The organism is Pseudomonas sp. WC2 (assembly GCF_050586545.1).
Classification (GTDB): domain Bacteria; phylum Pseudomonadota; class Gammaproteobacteria; order Pseudomonadales; family Pseudomonadaceae; genus Aquipseudomonas.
On the sequence record NZ_JBOBDR010000012.1, the window covers coordinates 55,198 to 75,584 of the forward strand.

13 protein-coding genes are annotated in these 20,387 nt (G+C 60.5%); 7 read left to right on the plus strand and 6 right to left on the minus strand.

Annotation, left to right across the window (positions count from 1 at the left end; all coding sequences use genetic code 11):
• Positions 1–5: 5 nt before the first annotated feature.
• Complete coding sequence (locus ACQ4OE_RS16145) at positions 6–2,570, minus strand: hypothetical protein (protein WP_430947199.1); 2,565 nt, start codon at positions 2,568–2,570, stop codon at positions 6–8.
• A 221-nt stretch (positions 2,571–2,791) separates the two neighbouring features.
• Between ACQ4OE_RS16145 and ACQ4OE_RS16150 the strand changes: the two genes are divergently transcribed.
• The 4 genes from ACQ4OE_RS16150 to ACQ4OE_RS16165 all read left to right on the plus strand — a co-directional run bounded on the left by ACQ4OE_RS16150 (position 2,792) and on the right by ACQ4OE_RS16165 (position 12,112).
• The gene (locus tag ACQ4OE_RS16150; RefSeq protein ID WP_007915855.1) at positions 2,792–5,104 is read left to right on the plus strand and encodes a YgiQ family radical SAM protein; all 2,313 of its coding nucleotides are present in this window, start codon (positions 2,792–2,794) and stop codon (positions 5,102–5,104) included.
• A 267-nt stretch (positions 5,105–5,371) separates the two neighbouring features.
• Positions 5,372–8,647 (plus strand): DUF2126 domain-containing protein, encoded by a 3,276-nt coding sequence (locus tag ACQ4OE_RS16155; RefSeq protein WP_430947200.1) that lies wholly within the window; start codon positions 5,372–5,374, stop codon positions 8,645–8,647.
• Between the two features lie 88 nt (positions 8,648–8,735).
• A complete protein-coding gene (locus ACQ4OE_RS16160) occupies positions 8,736–11,222 on the plus strand; it encodes a circularly permuted type 2 ATP-grasp protein (RefSeq protein WP_430947201.1) in 2,487 nt (828 codons plus the stop codon).
• Positions 11,222–12,112 (plus strand): transglutaminase-like domain-containing protein, encoded by an 891-nt coding sequence (locus tag ACQ4OE_RS16165; protein WP_122593798.1) that lies wholly within the window; start codon positions 11,222–11,224, stop codon positions 12,110–12,112. The genes ACQ4OE_RS16160 and ACQ4OE_RS16165 overlap by 1 nt, the downstream gene beginning before the upstream one ends.
• A gap of 206 nt (positions 12,113–12,318) precedes the next feature.
• Here ACQ4OE_RS16165 and ACQ4OE_RS16170 read toward each other — a convergent pair whose 3' ends face one another.
• Positions 12,319–12,516 carry a hypothetical protein gene (locus tag ACQ4OE_RS16170; RefSeq protein ID WP_430947202.1) on the minus strand — a complete coding sequence of 66 codons (198 nt, stop codon included), beginning with the start codon at positions 12,514–12,516 and terminating at the stop codon, positions 12,319–12,321.
• Between the two features lie 67 nt (positions 12,517–12,583).
• Positions 12,584–13,171, minus strand: coding sequence for a TIGR00730 family Rossman fold protein (locus ACQ4OE_RS16175; protein WP_430947203.1), 588 nt, complete (start codon positions 13,169–13,171; stop codon positions 12,584–12,586).
• A gap of 340 nt (positions 13,172–13,511) precedes the next feature.
• On the opposite strand from ACQ4OE_RS16175, the gene azu reads away from it, so the two are divergent.
• On the plus strand, positions 13,512–13,955 hold the full coding sequence (gene azu, locus ACQ4OE_RS16180; protein ID WP_008078296.1) for an azurin: 444 nt from the start codon (positions 13,512–13,514) through the stop codon (positions 13,953–13,955).
• A gap of 129 nt (positions 13,956–14,084) precedes the next feature.
• Here the strand turns inward: azu and nadE are convergent, their stop codons facing one another.
• The 3 genes from nadE to ACQ4OE_RS16195 form a co-directional block, all read right to left on the minus strand.
• Positions 14,085–14,912 (minus strand): ammonia-dependent NAD(+) synthetase, encoded by an 828-nt coding sequence (gene nadE / locus ACQ4OE_RS16185; protein ID WP_430947204.1) that lies wholly within the window; start codon positions 14,910–14,912, stop codon positions 14,085–14,087.
• A gap of 4 nt (positions 14,913–14,916) precedes the next feature.
• Complete coding sequence (gene pncB, locus ACQ4OE_RS16190; RefSeq protein WP_122593791.1) at positions 14,917–16,140, minus strand: nicotinate phosphoribosyltransferase; 1,224 nt, start codon at positions 16,138–16,140, stop codon at positions 14,917–14,919.
• Between the two features lie 204 nt (positions 16,141–16,344).
• Positions 16,345–17,256, minus strand: coding sequence for a LysR family transcriptional regulator (locus tag ACQ4OE_RS16195; protein ID WP_122593789.1), 912 nt, complete (start codon positions 17,254–17,256; stop codon positions 16,345–16,347).
• 163 nt (positions 17,257–17,419) lie between these two features.
• On the opposite strand from ACQ4OE_RS16195, the gene amaB reads away from it, so the two are divergent.
• Together amaB and amaA are read left to right on the plus strand one after the other, a co-directional pair.
• The gene (amaB, locus tag ACQ4OE_RS16200) at positions 17,420–18,910 is read left to right on the plus strand and encodes an L-piperidine-6-carboxylate dehydrogenase (RefSeq protein ID WP_430947205.1); all 1,491 of its coding nucleotides are present in this window, start codon (positions 17,420–17,422) and stop codon (positions 18,908–18,910) included.
• A 158-nt stretch (positions 18,911–19,068) separates the two neighbouring features.
• Positions 19,069–20,352 (plus strand): L-pipecolate oxidase, encoded by a 1,284-nt coding sequence (gene amaA / locus ACQ4OE_RS16205; protein WP_430947206.1) that lies wholly within the window; start codon positions 19,069–19,071, stop codon positions 20,350–20,352.
• The last annotated feature ends 35 nt before the right edge of the window (positions 20,353–20,387 follow it).

The window sequence follows — 20,387 nt, forward strand, 5'->3', positions numbered from 1 at the left end:
GATTTTCAAACCGCCAGATCGAAGATTTTTTGCGCGGTTCTACCATCGAAGGTTTCGCGCCAGATGGCGACATGGGGCAGCCCGGCCTGCTCATCCCGGCGCTGTGCGGCGGAGCCGCGTCCGGCCTGTTCCAGGGTTTTCAGGTGGCCGCCCCGAACCGTGAAGTTCAGTGCGGGGCTGTCCGTCTTGTCGTAGTGGAAATGCGCTTCCCACAGCGGCTCAGCGCTAACGCGATCCTTGATGACATACACGTCGATAAAGGATTTGTGCTTGCCTTTGCCCTGAGGCTTGCGCTCAACCGTGCGGGTGGCGCTGAGTTCGCCGTGATCGAGCAGATAGTTCAGGCGCAGGATGTCCAGCATTTCGCGGTTTTTGTACAGGCGGATCAGCGCCTGTTGGCCCGCATCGTTGAGGTGTTGGCTGGCAGCGGTAAGGCGCCCGATCAGCCCGGAGATGCTGGCGTCAGTGGTCGCCTCTTGGGTTTCGCCCAGCCATTTCGCCAACTGATCGAGCCGTTCGCTCCGCGCGCCGAGGAACTCGACAATGTTGGTCGGATTGGCTTTCTGTTGCTCTTGGGCCAGTGCCTTGCGCAGATGATCATCAATCAGCCCCAGTGCCTGATGGGCATCGCTGATCAGCTGCGCTTTGCCCGGGATCGAGCGGGTGACGGTGACCGGGCGCCATTGCCCTTGGCGCTTTTCATAGCGCAGCGGTGGATCGTTGGGTTTGTATGGATCGGCAACCCTGATGATGACGCTGCCGTCCGCCGCCGTTTCGGCGTCGCCGACCAAGAGTTTGTCTGCGCCGTGCTCACGGGTGCGAAACATTCTGCGTGGTACGACCGGCGGCGAGTCCTTGGGCTGCGCCGGCAAAAAGTCGAAGTCGATGTCCTGATCGAAAGCGGGTAGTTCGCTGTTGCTTTTGAGTTGTTGATAGATTTCGGTCAGTTGCTTTTCGATTCGGACTTCAAAGGACTCGAGCAGAGGGATCATCTGCTGGATGTATTGCACCTTTTCGGCGGGCTCGGTTTCCTGCAACCGTTCGAAGAGGCTCTTCTCCCGGCCGACGTGCTCCAGGAAAACCCGCAGGACTAGCGGATTGGCCGGTGTCGCGGCGCCTCTCAGGTCTTCCATGGCATGCATCGCCCAGACTGAATTCAGGCCGACTTCGGGCAATGTATTCAGGTCGCCCGTCAACAGATGCAGGTAGCAGTGGAATTTGTTGATGTTGATTTTTTCAACGTCAGGCAGGGCTGCGCTGAGTGTTTCAAGATCGTGGTCAGCGTCACGAAAGCTTTTTTTGATCTGGTCGATGACGACTTGGCGCTCTTGCAGCACCAACAGCTTTTTATCCAGATGCAGCAGTTTTTGCTTGCTGGCTTCCAGCGTCTCCTGTCGGATGGTCGGGGCCGCCCGCATGTCCATGGTCGCCATGAGTTTGCCGAGATAATCGACCCGCAGCATCTGTTGCTCGAACAACTCTTTCTTGTAGAGACCGCCGGCCTTCAGGTACACCAGCCAATCCTTGTGATCGACGTACATCTGCACCAGATCGGCCTGCAACCGGATGTGCTTGCGCACGTGCACCTCGAGGGCCACCAGGGCCGCGGTTTTGGCCGGCGCGTTGTCTTCAAAGGCAAAGGAACGGTCGCGTAGATCATTGAAGCGCGCGGTGGAGCGGATCAGATCTTCACTGGCCTGCCTGATCGGCTCGTAGCGTTGCAGCATCAGACCCACGCCGTCCTTCGTCGAAGCGTTCCGGTGCATGCCGCCCACCAGACCAAGCAGAATGCACACCCACACATCGCGGGAGTTGCGGGTAATGCTCAGGCTCTCACCGCTGCGACTGGCGTGATAAACGTTGTCACTGTCGTTGGCCACCGGGTCTTTGCTGTTGACGATCCGCCAGACTTTGCGCCCCGGCGAGGACGCTTCGACATCGCGCATGACTTGATAGGCCTGATGGTTGATCAGCGCGTAGAGCTTGCCTTCGAGCCGATAGAGGTCATCGCCATCGAGCCGGGCTCCATTGAGGTCGAGATCGGCGCGAAACGATTCCAGTCGTGCAGCACTCAAGGGAAACGTCGCCGGGATGTCCTCGTTCAGGGCGAACCAGTGCTTGCTGTGTGGATCCTGCAGGAGCAGCGGACCGGAGGCCGTCGCTTCTTTCGGCAGCTTGGCGCGATACAAACCGCTGCGCGGATCGAAGCCGATGTGCACGATGCCGTCGGGTACATCGACAAACTGCCGGCCCTTTGCGCTGCGCAAGCCCTCGGCGTCAGGCGCGGGCAGATTGCTGGTGGCGGTGAGGCGATAGTCCCTCAGCGCACGTTGTGCGGCGACAGTCGCTGTCGTGGACGCCGGCATCTCGCTGACCGTGACGGACGGCGCGGGCGTGATGGCATCCAGATCCGCCATCTGCGCCGTGCTGTCAGGCTGGCGCGGCGGTATCGCGATCTTCGGCAAGTCGACGTGTGGCACGTGATCGGGGTGAATCATCGGGCCGTCCGGTCGCGCCGGTCGAGTGTGCACGTCAACGACGGTTGTCGTTTTCCCAGGTTTTACTGTCATGAGCGTTCATCCTTGAACGGTTGTCATAATGTCGCCCTCACCATCAAAGCCTGACGAGGCGACGAATTTTTGGCCGATTCACCGGCCAGATGCGCAGTGTGCCGACCGTGTCGAGCGGGTAGAGGCGGTTGCGGTAAAAACCGACCACCGCCGTCGGAATTGGTCAAAATTTGTGCTATATTCCGCGCCCGCGATTTTTCATCTCAACACCGGTCGTCGACATGCAAGCAGCCAAGCCGTTATTTGACTATCCAAAATATTGGGCCGAATGTTTCGGACCAGCGCCATTCCTGCCGATGAGCAGGGAGGAGATGGATCAGCTCGGCTGGGATTCGTGCGACATCATCATTGTTACGGGAGATGCCTACGTCGATCACCCGTCGTTCGGCATGGCGATCATTGGCCGGCTGCTGGAGTCGCAAGGCTTCCGCGTCGGGATCATTGCCCAGCCGAACTGGCAGTCCAAAGACGATTTCATGAAGCTCGGCGAGCCGAACCTGTTCTTCGGCGTCGCTGCGGGCAACATGGACTCGATGATCAACCGCTACACCGCGGACAAGAAAATCCGTTCCGACGACGCCTACACGCCGGGCGGCATGGCCGGTAAGCGTCCGGACCGCGCGAGCCTGGTTTACAGCCAGCGCTGCAAAGAAGCCTACAAGCATGTGCCGATCGTCCTCGGCGGCATCGAAGCCTCGCTGCGCCGCATCGCCCACTATGACTACTGGCAGGATCGCGTGCGTAACTCGATCCTGATCGACGCCAGCGCCGACATTCTGCTGTACGGCAACGCCGAGCGCGCGATTGTCGAAGTCGCTCAGCGTCTGTCCTACGGTCACAAGATCGAAGACATCACCGACGTGCGCGGCACCGCGTTCATCCGTCGCGATACGCCGAAAGACTGGTACGAAGTCGACTCGACGCGCATTGACCGTCCGGGCAAGGTCGACAAGATCATCAACCCGTACGTGAACACCCAGGACACCCAAGCCTGCGCCATCGAGCAGGAAAAGGGGCCGGTTGAAGATCCGCAGGAAGCCAAGGTCGTGCAGATCCTGGCCAGCCCGCGCATGACCCGCGACAAGACCGTGATTCGCCTGCCATCGGTAGAAAAGGTCCGTGGCGACGCCGTTCTGTATGCCCACGCCAACCGCGTGCTGCACCTGGAAACCAACCCGGGCAACGCCCGTGCGCTGGTGCAGAAGCACGGCGAAGTCGATGTCTGGTTCAACCCGCCGCCGATTCCGATGACCACCGAAGAAATGGACTACGTGTTCGGCATGCCTTACGCCCGTGTTCCACACCCGGCGTACGGCAAGGAGAAAATCCCGGCCTACGACATGATCCGTTTCTCGGTGAACATCATGCGTGGCTGCTTCGGTGGCTGCACCTTCTGCTCGATCACAGAGCACGAAGGCCGGATCATCCAGAACCGTTCCGAAGAGTCGATCATTCGCGAAATCGAAGAGATCCGCGACAAGGTCCCAGGCTTCACCGGCGTCATCTCCGACCTCGGCGGCCCGACTGCGAACATGTACCGCATCGCCTGCAAAACGCCGGAAATCGAATCAGCGTGCCGCAAGCCGTCCTGCGTGTTCCCGGGCATCTGCCCGAACCTGAACACCGACCACTCGTCGCTGATTCAGCTGTACCGCAGCGCTCGTGCGTTGCCGGGTGTGAAGAAAATCCTGATCGCCTCCGGTCTGCGCTACGACCTTGCGGTCGAGTCGCCGGAGTACGTCAAAGAGCTGGTGACCCACCACGTCGGTGGTTACCTGAAGATCGCCCCGGAACACACCGAGGAAGGTCCGCTCAACCAGATGATGAAACCGGGCATTGGCAGCTATGACAAGTTCAAGCGCATGTTCGAGAAGTACACCAAGGAAGCGGGCAAAGAGCAGTACCTGATTCCGTACTTCATCGCCGCCCACCCGGGTACCACCGACGAGGATATGATGAACCTCGCGCTGTGGCTCAAGGGCAACGGCTTCCGTGCTGACCAGGTGCAGGCGTTCTACCCGTCGCCGATGGCCACTGCCACCGCGATGTACCACTCGGGCAAGAACCCGCTGCGCAAGGTCACTTACAAGAGCGACGGCGTGACCATCGTCAAGAGCGAAGAGCAGCGTCGTCTGCACAAGGCGTTCTTGCGTTATCACGACCCGAAAGGCTGGCCGATGCTGCGTGAAGCGCTGATCCGCATGGGCCGTGGTGATCTGATCGGTTCGGGCAAGGATCAGTTGATCCCGACCCATCAACCGGCGACCGACAGCTACCAGAGCGCCCGTCGCAAGAACTCGACGCCGGCCGGCAGCCATAAAGTGGCGAAGGAAGGCAAAGAGAAGACCACCAAGATCCTCACCCAGCACACCGGCCTGCCGCCGCGTGCCAGTGATGGTGGTAATCCTTGGGACAAGCGTGAACAGGCCAAGGCCGCGGCGTTTGCCCGTAACCAGCAGGCTGCCAAGGAACGCAAAGACGCCGCGAAAGGCAAAGGGCCGAAGCCGACCCGCAAGCCGGTCGTACCGCGCTAAACATCGCTTGAGCTGAACAGAACGCCAACCTTCGGGTTGGCGTTTTGCATTTGCAGCCTCCAGGAAATGTGTTGAGCGAAGAGGACCGCACATGCAACCACCATCGCATGTCTGCCACAAATAGAAGCAAACTCGCCAAACCATTTCCCCGCATCGCCCGATTTTGGTGCTGTACTGCCTTAAGCATTCCGGGAAAGCGCCCAAGCCCTCTGCATGGCATAAGTCTTGCGCGCTTTCGAATACGCTTAGGCTCGCAGGAGGCACGCCGTGTCGATTCATGTCGCATTGCACCACGTCACGCATTACCGCTACGACCGCGCTGTCGAACTCGGCCCGCAGATCGTTCGCCTGCGCCCGGCCGCTCACAGCCGCACGCGGATTCTGTCGTATGCGCTGAAAGTCTCGCCTGAGCAGCATTTCATCAATTGGCAGCAAGACCCGCAGGGCAACTACCTCGCCCGACTGGTGTTCCCTGAGAAGACCAACGAACTGCGCATCGAAGTCGATCTGCTCGCGGAAATGGCCGTGTTCAATCCGTTCGACTTCTTCCTCGAGCCCTACGCCGAGAAAATCCCCTTCACCTATGCCGCCGATGAGCGCAAGGAGCTGGCGCCGTATCTCGAAACCCTGCCGCTCACGCCCAGGTTCAAAGCCTATCTGGACGCCATCGACCGCACGCCGCTGCCGGCGGTGGATTTCCTCGTGGCACTCAACCAGCGCCTGAGCGAAGACATCGGCTATCTGATCCGCATGGAGCCGGGCGTGCAAACCCCGGAGCACACCCTCGAACACGCTTCCGGCTCTTGCCGTGACTCGGCGTGGTTGCTCGTGCAACTGCTGCGCAACCTTGGCTTGGCCGCGCGATTTGTTTCCGGCTATCTGATTCAACTGACGGCGGATGTGAAGAGTCTCGACGGCCCGTCCGGCACGGACGTCGATTTCACCGATCTGCATGCCTGGTGCGAGGTGTATCTGCCCGGTGCCGGCTGGATCGGCCTCGACGCCACGTCCGGGCTGTTTGCCGGTGAAGGGCATATCCCGTTGGCCTGTAGTCCCGATCCGTCCTCTGCGGCACCGATCAGCGGCTTGGTCGAACCGTGCGAATGTGTGTTCAGCCACGAAATGTCGGTGGAGCGGGTCTGGGAGGCGCCGCGCGTCACCAAGCCCTACACCGATGAGCAATGGCTGGCGATTCAGGCGCTCGGTCGGCAGATCGATGCCGACCTGCTGGCGGATGACGTGCGCCTGACCATGGGCGGCGAGCCGACCTTCGTGTCCATCGACGATCCGGACGGCGCCGAGTGGAACACCGCCGCGTTGGGTGACGATAAACGTCGACTGTCCGCCGAACTGTTCCAGCACATGCGCAAACACTACGCACCGAAAGGCCTGGTGCATTTCGGTCAGGGCAAGTGGTATCCCGGCGAGCAACTGCCGCGCTGGTCACTTAATTGTTACTGGCGCCGCGACGGCGTACCGATCTGGCACAACGATGCGCTGATCGCCGACGAGCAGCAGGATTACGGCGCCACTGGCGAGCTGGCCGGGCGTTTTCTGGCGAGTGTCGCCGAGCGCCTGAAATTGCCTACACGCTTTGTGTTCCCGGCCTACGAGGACAATTTCTATTACCTCTGGCGCGAGGGCACGTTGCCGAGCAACGTCACTGCCGAAGATTCACGTCTTGAAGAACCGCTGGAGCGCGCCCGCCTGCGCAAGGTCTTCAGTCAGGGCCTGAACAAGGTGATCGGCCAAGTGCTGCCGCTGGCGCGCACCGCCAAGGGCGATCAATGGCAGAGCGGGCGCTGGTACCTGCGTGACGAGCACTGCCGGTTGGTGCCGGGGGATTCGCCGTTGGGCTATCGCTTGCCGCTGGGTGCGCAGCCGTGGCTCAAGGCCGCCGAATATCCGTTTATTCATCCACAGGACCCGAATCAGGACTTCCCGGATCTCCCGGAGACCACGCAGCTCAACCGTCACGCCGAGCCGGCGACAGCGGACGAGCGCGCTCCAAAAATCGATGAATCCGCCGATTGGCTGACGCGCACCGCATTTTGTGCCGAGGCTCGTGAGGGGCGTTTGTACCTGTTCATGCCGCCGCTGGAGCGGGTCGAGGATTATCTGGAACTGGTCGCCGCCATCGAAGCCACCGCTGAAGAGTTACATTGCCCGGTGCTGCTGGAAGGTTACGAGCCGCCCAGCGATCCGCGCTTGAGCAACTTCCGCGTGACGCCGGATCCGGGTGTGATCGAGGTCAACGTGCAACCTTCGGCGACCTGGGACGAATTGGTCGAGCGCACCGAGTTTCTCTATGAAGAGGCACGCCAGACCCGCCTGACCACCGAAAAATTCATGATCGACGGCCGCCACACCGGCACCGGCGGCGGCAATCATTTCGTGCTCGGCGGGGCGACACCGGCGGACTCGCCGTTTCTGCGTCGTCCTGACCTGCTGCGTAGCCTGATCAGTTACTGGCACAACCATCCGTCGCTGTCGTATCTGTTTTCCGGGCTGTTCATCGGCCCGACCTCGCAGGCGCCGCGTGTCGATGAGGCGCGCAATGACGCGCTGTACGAACTGGAAATCGCTTTCGCGCAGATGCCGGAACCGGGCGAGGAATGCGCGCCGTGGCTGGTCGATCGATTGCTGCGCAACTTGCTGATCGACGTCACCGGCAACACTCACCGAGCCGAATTCTGCATCGACAAACTGTACTCGCCGGACGGCGCCACCGGGCGCCTCGGTCTGCTGGAACTGCGGGCCTTTGAAATGCCGCCGCACGCGCGCATGAGCCTGGCTCAGCAGTTGTTGCTGCGAGCGCTGGTCGCACGGTTCTGGCGTGAACCTTATGCGCCGCCGAAGCTGGCGCGCTGGGGCACTGAACTGCACGACCGGTTCCTGCTGCCGCACTTTATCGAGCAGGATTTTGCTGACGTCATCGTCGAACTCAACGGTGCAGGTTATCCACTGCGCGCGGAATGGTTCGCCGCGCATCTTGAATTTCGTTTTCCCAAGGTCGGCGATTACGCCGTCAACGGCATCGAACTTGAACTGCGTCAGGCGCTGGAGCCGTGGCATGTGCTGGGTGAGGAGGGTGCGGCGGGTGGCACGGTGCGATACGTCGATTCGTCATTGGAGCGTTTGCAGGTCAAGCTCAAAGGCTTACCGCCGCAGCGCTATTTGCTGACCTGCAATGGCATCGCGGTGCCGTTGCACCCGACCGGGCGCGTGGGCGAGTTTGTCGCGGGTGTGCGTTATCGCGCGTGGCAACCGGCCAATTGTTTGCAGCCGACGATTCCGGTGCATGCGCCGTTGGTGTTCGACGTACTCGACACCTGGATGGGCCGTTCGCTGGGTGGATGTCAGTACCACGTCGCGCATCCGGGTGGGCGCAATTACGAGACCTTGCCGGTCAATGCCAACGAAGCGGAGAGCCGGCGCATGGCGCGATTCTTCCGCGTCGGACACACCCCGGGAAAACTTCCTATACCGAATGTGGAAATCAGTGACGAGCTGCCGATGACAATCGATTTGCGACGCTTCTGAATCGTACGCGACGGTCGGATTTTTCGTATATCCGCGCGTCATGTGCCTGCGTTAGTCTGACCGTTCCCTGCTGTCTGCCGAGCTTTCCATGCCTGACCTGCTAGACCGCTACCCGCTGACGGCGGGCACTTATCACGAACTGCTTGACGTCAGTGGCGCGGTGCGCCCGCACTGGCGGCGGCTGTTCGATCAGTTGCAGCGCAGTACGCCGGCGCAACTCGTGCAGCGGCAAGCGTTGCTGGCCCGACAGATTCAGGAAAACGGGGTCACCTATAACGTCTACGCCGACCCGAAAGGCGCAGATCGGCCGTGGGAACTGGATCTGCTGCCCCATGTGATTGCGGCAGATGAATGGCAGCAACTCTCGGCCGGTATTGCCCAGCGTGCGCGACTGCTCAACGCGGTGCTGGCGGATCTGTATGGTCCGCAGCGGCTGATCAGCGAAGGCTTGCTACCGGCAGAACTGGTGTTTGGGCATAACAACTTTCTCTGGCCGTGTCAGGGTATCGTGCCGCCGGAAGTCGCTTTCCTGCATCTGTATGCAGTGGATCTGGCGCGCACCCCGGACGGTCGTTGGTGGGTCACCGCCGATCGAACCCAGGCACCTTCGGGCGCCGGTTATGCGCTGGAAAACCGCACCATCGTCTCCCGCGCCTTTCCCGAGTTGTACCGCGATCTGAAGGTGCAGCATCTGGCCGGGTTCTTCCGCACGTTGCAGGAAACCCTCGCGCGTCAGGCGCCGAGTGACGGCGACACACCGTTGGTGGTGTTGCTGACGCCGGGGCGCTTCAACGAAAGCTATTTCGAACATCTGTACCTCGCGCGCCAGCTCGGCTATCCCCTGGTCGAGGGCGGCGACCTGACGGTGCGTGATGCCACGGTGTACCTGAAAACCCTCAGTGGCTTGCGTCGGGTGCACGCGATCATGCGCCGCCTCGACGATGATTTCTGCGATCCACTGGAGTTGCGCACAGACTCGGCGCTCGGCGTGCCCGGTTTGCTGGAGGCGGTGCGCCAGCGTCGCGTGCTGGTCGCCAATGCATTGGGCAGTGGCGTGCTGGAGTCGCCGGGATTGCTGGGCTTTCTGCCAAAGATCAATCAATACCTGTTCGGCGAAGACCTTATTCTGCCGTCCATCGCCACGTGGTGGTGCGGCGAAGCGCCGGTGTTGGCGCAGGCGCTGGAAAAGCTGCCGGAGCTGTTGATCAAACCGGCATTCCCCTCACAAACCTTCGCGCCCGTATTTGGCCGTGATTTGAATGAAAAACAGCGCGAAACGCTCGCTGAGCGCATGCGTGCGCGGCCCTATGCGTATGTTGCGCAAGAACTGGCGCAGCTGTCTCATGCACCGATCTGGCAGGCCGAAAACGGCCAGCTGCAACCTCGGGCGATCGGCATGCGCATGTATGCCGTGGCCGGTGAGGACGATTACCGCGTGTTGCCCGGCGCTCTGACCCGAGTCGCCGCCGAGGCCGATGCCGAAGTAGTGTCGATGCAGCGTGGCGGCGCGAGTAAGGACACCTGGATGTTGGGCGATCGTCCGCCGAGCGGTGAACAGTGGAAAACCCAGCGTAACGTCGGCGTGCACGATCTGGTGCGGCGCGATCCTTATCTGCCTTCGCGGGTGGTGGAAAACCTGTTCTGGTTTGGCCGCTACTGCGAGCGCTGTGATGACAGTGCCCGGCTGCTGCGGATCATGCTCGCGCGGTATGTCGATGGCGATGACCCGCAAGCGTTGCAAGCCGCCGTCGATCTCGGCGAGCGCCTGACACTGTTACCGGACGAAGGCGAATTGCCGGAACGCTTGCTGGCTGCGTTGCTTGGCGATGATTGGTCGTTCAGCTTGCGCTCTAACCTGCAGCGCCTGCAGTGGGCGGCTTCGCAAGTGCGCGGCAAGCTCTCGCGGGAAAACTGGCAGGCGTTGGTCGAGTTGCAGCGCGAAGCCATGGAGCTGGACACCGATGAACCGGATTTCGGCGAGTTGCTGGATTTTCTCAACAGGCTGGTGATGTCGCTGGCGGCGTTGTCCGGATTTGCCCTCGACGACATGACCCGCGACGAAGGCTGGCGCTTTCTGATGATTGGCCGGCGGATCGAACGTTTGCAGTTTCTCAGCCGCAGTCTGGCGGCATTTCTGCGCGGCGCCGGAGCGTTCGATCAGGCCGGGCTCGAATGGCTGTTGGAGCTGGGCAACAGCAGCATTACCTACCGCTCACGTTATCTGGCAGTGGCGCAACTGATTCCGGTGCTCGATCTTTTACTGCTCGACGAGCAGAACCCGCACGCGGTGTTGTTTCAGTTGAAACTGGTGACACGCACATTGAAGCGCTTGAACGATGATTTTGGCGTCCCGCGGGAAGCCGGGTTGCCGCGACTGGTCGAACGCCTGGCGCAATTCGATCTCGGTTGCCTGGAGAACCCGCTGTTCGGCGAAGCCAGCGTGCGCGCGGCACTGGATGGTCTGGCGGATCTGTTGCAGGAAATCGCCGAGGCCAGCGGTCAGGTGTCGGATCGTCTGGCCTTGCGCCATTTCGCTCACGTCGATGATGTCAGCCAGCGCACGGTGTCCGTCTGATGAGCGCGCATTACCAGATCCTGCATGACACCTGTTATCACTACGACAGCCCGGTGTCGCTGGCGCAGCAACTGGCGCATCTGTGGCCACGCGAGTGCGCATGGCAGCGCTGCACCGAGCAGCAATTGCTGATCAGCCCGCCGCCAACCGCGCGGCGTGATGAACTGGATGTGTTCGGAAATCCGCTGACCCGACTGGCGTTCGAGCGGCCTCATGATGAGCTGCAGGTCAATGCGCGGCTAACCATTGAGGTGTTGGCGCGCCCGACGCTGGATTTCAACCAGTCGCCGGCCTGGGAGCTGACGCGGGATGCGCTGACCTACAGCAGTCAGCCGCTGTCCGCCGATCTGCTGGAAGCCTGTCGCTACCGGTTCCAGTCCCCCTACGTGCATTTGAAGCGCAGCTTCGTCGAGTTCTCGCAGAGCTGCTTCCCGCCGGGCCAGCCGTTGCTGCTCGGTGTGCAGGCTTTGATGCAGAAAATCTTCAGTGAATTTACTTTCGATGCCGAAGCGACACAGGTGGCCACGCCGCTGGTGGAAGTGCTGGAGCGTCGGCGCGGGGTGTGTCAGGACTTTGCCCATCTGATGCTGGCGTGCGTGCGCTCTCGAGGTCTGGCGGCGCGCTATGTCAGTGGTTATCTGCTGACGCAGCCTCCACCGGGGCAGCCGCGCTTGATCGGTGCCGATGCATCCCATGCCTGGGTTTCGGTTTTTTGCCCGGTGCTGGGTTGGGTGGATTTTGATCCGACCAACAATGTGCAGCCGGCGCTGGAGCACATCACCTTGGCGTGGGGCAGGGACTTCTCCGATGTGTCGCCATTGCGCGGGGTGATTCTGGGTGGCGGCAATCACGACCCGGAAGTGCGGGTCACTGTGATGCCGCTGGATTAACGCCGATCAAACATGTGGGAGCGAGCCTGCTCGCGAAAGCTTTCCATCAGTCAATGATTTATCGACTGGCACGACGCTTTCGCGAGCAGGCTTGCTCCCATAGGGGATTTGGGGAAATTTAAGGAAGGCTGTGAGGGCCGGCGGTGAACCCGCCAGCCCCGTCACAAATCCGCAGGGTCTGATTCGATCATCAAACCCGGTGGGGCTCAGGCGTCAGGCGCCTGATCTTTCGGTGTATCGGTTGCTTCGGTTGCATCAACATCGTCTTCCGTTGCCACTTCACCCTCAGGGTTCAGTGCTGCTTCTTCAGCGGTTTGTTTCTTGCGCTGAAGCTTTTCCTCTTTCTTCTGTTCCTTTGCCAGGTCTCGTTGACGTTTGGCGAAGGAGTAATTGGGTTTGGCCATGGGCGTTCCTCTTGGTCGAAGGTGAGGTTGAGCGGCGCGTATTCTGCCCTGTATCGGTGCCTTGCGGTTAGCCGGGTTTTTGGTCGACCCATTTTGGCGTGACGGTCGGCTTCCAGTTATCCAGGGAATCGAGCAGCGTTTGCGGCGATTCGCTCACTTGCAGCATGTCACGGTGTGGCGCGCGAACGAAGCCTTCGCCGACGATGTGGTCAAGAAATGCAGTGAGTTTGCTATAAAAACCGTTCACTTCGAGCAGACCCAGCGGCTTGCCGTGGTAGCCGAGCTGACCCCAGGTCCAGACTTCGAACAATTCTTCCAGGGTGCCGAGGCCGCCGGGCAGCGCGATAAACGCATCGCTGAGCTGCGCCATCCGCGCCTTGCGCGCATGCATGCCATCAACCACTTCCAGGCGCGTCAGGCTTTTGTGACCGATTTCCTTGTCCATCAGGCTTTGCGGGATGATGCCGATCACTTCGCCGCCAGCGGCCAGCGCGGCGTCAGCGACGATCCCCATCAAACCCACGGCGCCACCGCCGTAAACCAACGTCAGCTTACGCTCGGCGAGCGCGCGGCCAAGGGCGATGGCGGCTTCGGTGTAAGCCGGATCAGTGCCGGCGTTGGCACCGCAAAATACACAAACGGATTTCAGAGACATGCCTTTCTCCTGAGTCGATCTGACACAGGGTAATGGCTCGCACGCTGCGATCCAAGGCCTAAACTTCCCGCTCCGGAGATTCAAAGGTACCGCTGGCGCCACAGGCGTAGGCGGCGAGCAAACTGCACAACAGACCGTTAAAGAACATGACAGGCACTCCGTTTCAGTAGATGGGCCGATCATAGGGCCGTGCGGGAATCCTGGCCGTTAGATTGTCTCGATGAGTGTCATAGCCTGAAAGTTGTATACAATTTTTGACTCAAGTCATATGAACTTGCGAAGATTTCAGGCAGTCTTTCCATCATTCGTGTGTTTGTTAACCCTGCCTTGGAGATTCACCATGTTTTCCAAAGTTGTTGCGGTATCCCTGCTGGCGCTGGCCAGCAGCCAATTGATGGCTGCCGAGTGCAAAACCACCGTTGACTCCACTGATCAGATGTCCTTCAACACCAAGGAAATCGTGATCGACAAGAGCTGCAAAACCTTCACCGTCGAACTGACCCACTCCGGCAGCCTGCCGAAGAACGTCATGGGCCATAACCTGGTGATCAGCAAAGAAGCTGACATGCAGCCAATCGCTACCGCAGGCCTGGCCGCCGGTATCGACAAGAACTACCTGCCGGAAGGTGACGCGCGCATCATCGCCCACACCAAAATCATCGGCGCCAAGGAAACCGACTCGCTGACCTTCGACGTGGCGAAGATTGCAGACGGCGGCTACGGCTTCTTCTGCTCGTTCCCTGGCCACATCTCGATGATGAAAGGCACGATTACCGTTAAGTAAGCAGGCCAATCGCGTCATCGTTCTTGGCGAGCTTGCTCGCGAAGGGGCCATCAGCATCAACTGATGTCTGGGCCAAAGAAAAGCCCGCTGAGGATTACGCCTCAGCGGGCTTTTTCATTTCATCAGCGCTTACGGCGCAAACGGCATCACACGCTTGTGATGAGTCTTGTTGTACGTCGCGACGATAATGTCGAACGCTTCCTGCCGCACCGGCTCACCGTGCAGGAACGCATCGATCTCGGCATAGGTCACGCCATGGGACGCCTCGTCCGGTTTACCTGGCGACAGGTCTTCCAGATCCGCCGTCGGCACCTTCTCGACTAACGATTCCGGCGCACCAAAGCTGCGGGCAATCGCGCGAACCTGATTTTTCACCAGCCCGCTCAGCGGCGCCAAGTCGCAAGCGCCGTCGCCAAACTTGGTGAAGAAGCCCATCACCGCTTCCGCCGCGTGGTCGGTGCCGATCACCAGACCGTGAGCCGCGCCAGCGATGGTGTACTGGGCAACCATGCGCATGCGCGCCTTGGTGTTGCCGAGGACGAAATCCACCGACACCGCGTGTTTGCCTTCGAACGCGGCGACTTCAGCGGCCAGCGACTTCACCGCTGGGCCGATGTTGACGGTGTGACGTTCATCCGGGGCGATGAAATCCACCGAAGCCTGGGCGTCATGCTCGTCGAACTGGGTTTCGTACGGTAGGCGCACGGCGATGAATTTGTAGCTGTTGTCGCCGGTCTGGTCGCGCAGTTCACGCATCGCCCGTTGGGCCAGAAGGCCGGCGGTCAGCGAGTCGACGCCGCCGCTGATGCCCAGCACCAGCGTCTTGAGCCCGGAATTGACCAGGCAATCCTGAATGAAGGTAATGCGCCGGGCGACTTCGGCTTGCAGGGCCTGGTAGTCGGCGAACGGCGGTTGCACCTTGAGCTGTTCAGCAATCTCACGCTGTACGGCTTGCATGAATTCACTCCTTGCTAGATAGACTGGAATCGGCAGGAACCTGGAAAACGTGTCGCAAATAGGCAACAAAATTCGGGTCTTTGCAGTGGGACTTGCCTGGCTCGTCGGAGATCTTCGCCACCGGTTGGCCGTTGCAGGCGGTCATTTTAAGCACGATGCTCATCGGTTCGACACCCGGAATGTCACAGGTGAGGTTGGTGCCGATGCCAAAGCTGACGTTGATCCGCCCGTGCAGCGCGCGGAAGATCTCCAGCGATCTGGGCAGGGTCAGGCTGTCGGAGAACACCAAGGTCTTGCTCATCGGGTCGATGCCGAGCTTGTGGTAGTGCGCGATGCATTTTTCGCCCCACACCACAGGATCGCCGGAGTCGTGGCGCAGACCGTCGAACAACTTGGCAAAGAACAGATCGAAATCGCCGAGGAAAGCGTCAGTGGTGATGCAGTCAGTGAGGGCAATCCCCAGCAAACCCCGGTACTCGCGCACCCAGCAATCGAGCGCGGCGATCTGGCTGTCGATCAACCGTGGGCCGAGTTGCTGGTGCGCCATGATCCATTCGTGGGCCATGGTGCCCAGCGGTTTCATGTCCAGTTCCCGCGACAGATTGACGTTGCTGGTGCCGACGAAACGCCCGGGGAAATCATGCTTGAGCACGTTCACCACTTCTTCCTGCACCCGGTAAGAAAACCGCCGGCGCGTGCCGAAATCGGCGACTTGCAGTTGCGACAATTCGTCAGCCGAGGCGTTGGCGGTCAGCCAGTCGAACTTGCGATAGAGCTGCTCGCGCGCCTGTTCGAGCACGGTTTCGCGGTAGCGATAGCGATTGCGCACTTCGCTGACGATCGCCAGCAACGGCACCTCATAAAGGATTACATGCAGCCACGGCCCACGCAGGCGGATGAACAACTCGCCGTTCTCGATGCCAGTGTGCACGTAGCGCAGGTTGAAGCGGAACAGCCCGAGGAAGCGCAGAAAATCCGGCTTGAGGAAGCTGATGCGCTCAAGGAAACTCAACTGATCGGCACTCAGGCTCAGCTCGGCCAGGCGCTCGATCTGATAGCGGATCTCGGCCAGATACGGGCGCAGATCCTCGCTGTTACGGCAACGAAACTCCCATTCGACTTCGACGTTGGGGTAGTTGTGCAGCACCGCCTGCATCATCGTCAGTTTGTAGAAGTCGGTGTCGAGCAGGTTCTGCACGATGCGATCGGCAAACACACTCTCGCTCATAACGGGGTCTCCAGGTGCGCCGCGCCGTGGCGCGGTCTCAATCAGTGGCGCTAGTGGCGCATATCAGGGACGAAGATTGCCAGCAGTTTTTTAAATCACCGCAGAAGCTTGTGGGAGCGAGCCTGCTCGCGAAGGCGTCATTTCAGTCGATATTGATACTGAATGTGCCGGCCTCTTCGCGAGCAGGCTTGCTCCCACAGTTTTTCAATCGGGTTCGTCATTCGGACTGTCGATCTGCTCCAGCATCCACTTCACAAAATCCCGCACCTTCGGCACTTCCGCCGCGTGCTCCGGGTACGCCAGGTAGTAGGCGTCGGAACTGGGCATTGCATGCTGCCAGGGAATCACTAGTTTGCCGTCGGCCAATTCCTCTTCCACCAGAAACCGTGGCAGCAGCGCTACGCCGCAGCCGACCTGCGCGGCGCGGATGCACATATAAAAGGTTTCGAAGCGTGGGCCGTGGTAGCTGTGCTCGGTCTGGTAGCCCTGACTGTCGAACCAGTCGTGCCAGGCCTGGGGGCGCGAGGCATTTTGCAACAGCACCAGATCGGTCAGTTGCGTCGGGTCAGTAAACGGTGTGTCCGGCAGGCTGCCCGGCGCGCACACCGGCACCAGCTCCTCGCCGAACAGCTTCAGGCATTCAGTGCCGGGCCGCGAGCCTTGGCCGAAATAGAACGCCAGATCGCTGCGCCCTTGCAGCAAATCATCGGCTTCCTGCTCATTGCAGAGATCCAGATGGATCGAAGGATGGCGCAGGCGCCAGCCTTTCAAACGTGGCACCAGCCAACGCGCGCCGAAGGTCGATGGCGTAGAAACACGTAGGACTTCGGTCTCGCCGCCGTAGGAGCGCAGGTAATGGGTCGACATTTCCACTTGCGTGAGGATTTTTCGTACTTCGACCAAGTACAAATCCCCAGCCGGGGTCATCTGCAAACGCCGGCGCACGCGGCGGAACAACAAGTGCTGCAACAATTCTTCCAGCTGCGCGACCTGCTTGCTGACTGCGCTCTGGGTCAGGTTGAGTTCCTCGGCAGCGCGGGTGAAGCTCAGGTGTCGGGTCACGGCCTCGAAGCACTGCAATGCGGTGATCGAGGGCAAGTGGCGTTTGTTCAGCATGGCCGATCCTTTTCTGGTCTTTCTGTGCGCAGCATGAATAAACGGAATGATATCTCGCGTAAAGGTCGTTTGTTGCCTTGCCATTGTGACGCTACAACTAAAGGCCTGCCCGGTCGCGAAAAAGCGTCCGCACACATTCAGTTTTTTGCTTGAGGAGTGACCCATGGTTGCCGCATTGCTTGATCGTCTTGGTGTGAACCCGGCCCTTTATCAGAACGGCAAAGTGCCGGTGCATTCGCCCATCGATGGCAGCCGCATTGCCGCCGTCAACTGGGAAGGCCCGGCCGAAGTCGAGCAGCACATCAGTCGCGCAGATCATGCGTTCGAGCAATGGCGCAAGATTCCGGCCCCGCGTCGCGGCGAATTGGTGCGTCAGTTCGGTGAGGTGTTGCGCGAATACAAGGCCGACCTCGGCGAACTGGTGTCGTGGGAGGCGGGCAAGATCACCCAGGAAGGTCTGGGTGAAGTGCAAGAGATGATCGACATCTGCGATTTCGCCGTCGGCCTGTCCCGTCAGTTGTACGGTTTGACCATCGCTTCCGAGCGTCCGGGCCACCACATGCGCGAAACCTGGCATCCGCTGGGCGTGGTCGGGGTGATCAGCGCGTTCAACTTCCCGGTCGCGGTGTGGGCGTGGAACACCACGCTGGCGCTGGTCTGCGGCAACCCGGTGGTGTGGAAGCCGTCGGAGAAAACCCCGCTGACCGCGTTGGCCTGCCAGGCGCTGTTTGATCGTGTAGTGAAGAATTTCACCGACGCCCCAGCGAATCTTTGCCAGGTGATTATTGGTGGTCGCGACGCTGGCGAAGCCTTGGTCGATGACCCGCGTGTCGCGCTGATCAGCGCCACTGGCAGCACACGTATGGGCCGCGAAGTGGCGCCGAAAGTTGCCGCTCGATTCGCTCGCAGCATTCTGGAATTGGGCGGTAATAACGCGATGATCCTCGGCCCGAGCGCGGATCTCGACATGGCCGTACGTGCGATTCTGTTCAGTGCCGTCGGCACCGCCGGCCAGCGTTGCACCACTTTGCGTCGTTTGATCGCGCATGAATCGGTTAAAGAAGAAATCGTCACCCGCCTCAAGGCTGCTTATTCGAAAGTACGCATCGGCAACCCACTGGAAGGCAATCTGGTCGGCCCGCTGATCGACAAGCACAGCTTCGAAAACATGCAGGACGCGCTGGAGCAGGCGTTGAGCGAGGGCGGTCGGGTGTTTGGCGGCAAGCGCCAACTGGAAGATCAGTTCCCCAACGCCTACTACGTGTCGCCAGCGATTGTTGAAATGCCGGAGCAGAGCGATGTGGTCTGCAGCGAAACTTTCGCGCCGATTCTGTATGTGGTCGGTTACAACGATTTCCAGGAAGCGCTGCGCCTGAATAACGCGGTGCCACAAGGTCTGTCGTCGTGCATCTTCACCACGGATGTGCGCGAGGCTGAGCAGTTCATGTCGGCGGTCGGCAGTGATTGCGGCATTGCCAACGTCAACATCGGCCCGAGCGGTGCGGAGATTGGTGGCGCGTTTGGTGGCGAGAAGGAGACCGGTGGGGGGCGTGAGTCGGGTTCCGACGCCTGGCGCGCGTACATGCGCCGGCAGACCAACACCGTGAACTACTCGCTAGAGTTGCCGCTGGCGCAGGGCATCACCTTCGACTGACAGGTTGAGATCGATCGTTCCCACGCTCTGCGTGGGAATGCCTCACCGGACGCTCCGCGTTCGCTTTTGGGACGCAGAGCGTCCCTGACTGCATTCCCACGCAGAGCGTGGGAACGATCATTTTGCAGTGTTTGTTAGGTTTCTGTTGGAGTCTGGCAATGCCGTTACGCGAAGAATGTCTGTGGGAAAAACTCACGCCGCAACGCCCGGATAACACCGCGCTCAGGGGCGAAGTCAAAGTCGATGTCTGCGTGATCGGCGCCGGGTTCACCGGGTTGTCGGCGGCGCTGCATCTGTTGGAACAGGGCAAAAGCGTCTGCGTGCTGGAAGCTCATCGCGCCGGCCACGGCGGGTCCGGACGTAATGTCGGGCTGGTCAACGCCGGCATGTGGATTCCACCGGACGAGATCGAAGCCGGTTTCGGCGAAGCGGTCGGCAGTCAGCTCAACCGCATGCTCGGGGCAGCACCGGCGCTGGTGTTCAGCCTTGTGGACAAGTACAACATCGATTGCCAGTTGCGCTGCGAAGGTACGCTGCACATGGCGCACAACGCCAAGGGCGAGGCCGATCTGCGCAGTCGCGAGCAACAATGGAAGCGACGCGGTGCGCCCGTCGAATTGCTCACCGGCAAAGCTTGCGAACAAGCCACCGGGACGCAAAAAATTGCTGCTGCATTGCTTGATCGACGCGCCGGTACGCTCAACCCGATGGCTTATGTCACCGGGCTGGCGAATGCCGTGATCGGTCTCGGCGGGCAGATGTTTGATCATTCGCCGGTGACTCGACTTGAACGGCAAGGCTCGAACTGGTCGGTGCAGACCGAGCACGGTTCGGTGCTCGCCGAACAAGTGGTCATCGCCTCAAACGCCTACACCGAAGGTGACTGGACCGAACTCAAACGCAACTTCTTCCCCGGTTATTACTATCAGGTCGCCTCGGTGCCTCTGACCGAGGACGCCGCGCAGGCAATTCTCCCGGGCGGGCAGGGTTCGTGGGATACGCGGCAGGTCTTGAGCAGCATCCGCCGCGACAAAGAAGGGCGGTTATTGCTCGGCAGCCTGGGCAACGGTAATCAGAAACCGACCTGGTTTCTCAAGGCCTGGGCTGACCGCGTGCAGCAGCATTACTTCCCCAATCTGAAGCCGGTCGAATGGGAATGCACCTGGACCGGGCGCATCGCATTCACCCCCGATCACCTGATGCGCCTGTTCGAACCAGCACCGGGTCTGGTGGCCGTCACCGGCTATAACGGTCGTGGCGTCACCACCGGCACCGTGGTCGGCAAAGCCTTCGCCGATTACCTGTGTAACGGAAATCCTCAAGCCTTGCCGATTCCTTTTGCACCGATGCAGCCCTTGGCCGGTGTGGGCTTGCGCAGTTGCCTGTACGAGGCCGGGTTCTCGCTGTATCACGCGGGCCAGTGCCTGCGCATTGTGATTTGAGTGTTGAAATATGTTGCCGGAAGCGGCGCTTTTCG

What these genes read in the sequence shown, in the direction of transcription:
- ACQ4OE_RS16150 (WP_007915855.1), top strand. Translation starts at nt 2,792, where the DNA reads ATGCAAGCAGCCAAGCCGTTATTTGACTATCCAAAATATTGGGCCGAA.
- ACQ4OE_RS16165 (WP_122593798.1), top strand. Translation starts at nt 11,222, where the DNA reads ATGAGCGCGCATTACCAGATCCTGCATGACACCTGTTATCACTACGAC.
- ACQ4OE_RS16145 (WP_430947199.1), bottom strand. Translation starts at nt 2,570, where the DNA reads ATGACAGTAAAACCTGGGAAAACGACAACCGTCGTTGACGTGCACACT.
- ACQ4OE_RS16160 (WP_430947201.1), top strand. Translation starts at nt 8,736, where the DNA reads ATGCCTGACCTGCTAGACCGCTACCCGCTGACGGCGGGCACTTATCAC.
- amaA (WP_430947206.1), top strand. Translation starts at nt 19,069, where the DNA reads ATGCCGTTACGCGAAGAATGTCTGTGGGAAAAACTCACGCCGCAACGC.
- ACQ4OE_RS16175 (WP_430947203.1), bottom strand. Translation starts at nt 13,171, where the DNA reads ATGTCTCTGAAATCCGTTTGTGTATTTTGCGGTGCCAACGCCGGCACT.
- ACQ4OE_RS16170 (WP_430947202.1), bottom strand. Translation starts at nt 12,516, where the DNA reads ATGGCCAAACCCAATTACTCCTTCGCCAAACGTCAACGAGACCTGGCA.
- pncB (WP_122593791.1), bottom strand. Translation starts at nt 16,140, where the DNA reads ATGAGCGAGAGTGTGTTTGCCGATCGCATCGTGCAGAACCTGCTCGAC.
- azu (WP_008078296.1), top strand. Translation starts at nt 13,512, where the DNA reads ATGTTTTCCAAAGTTGTTGCGGTATCCCTGCTGGCGCTGGCCAGCAGC.
- ACQ4OE_RS16195 (WP_122593789.1), bottom strand. Translation starts at nt 17,256, where the DNA reads ATGCTGAACAAACGCCACTTGCCCTCGATCACCGCATTGCAGTGCTTC.
- amaB (WP_430947205.1), top strand. Translation starts at nt 17,420, where the DNA reads ATGGTTGCCGCATTGCTTGATCGTCTTGGTGTGAACCCGGCCCTTTAT.
- nadE (WP_430947204.1), bottom strand. Translation starts at nt 14,912, where the DNA reads ATGCAAGCCGTACAGCGTGAGATTGCTGAACAGCTCAAGGTGCAACCG.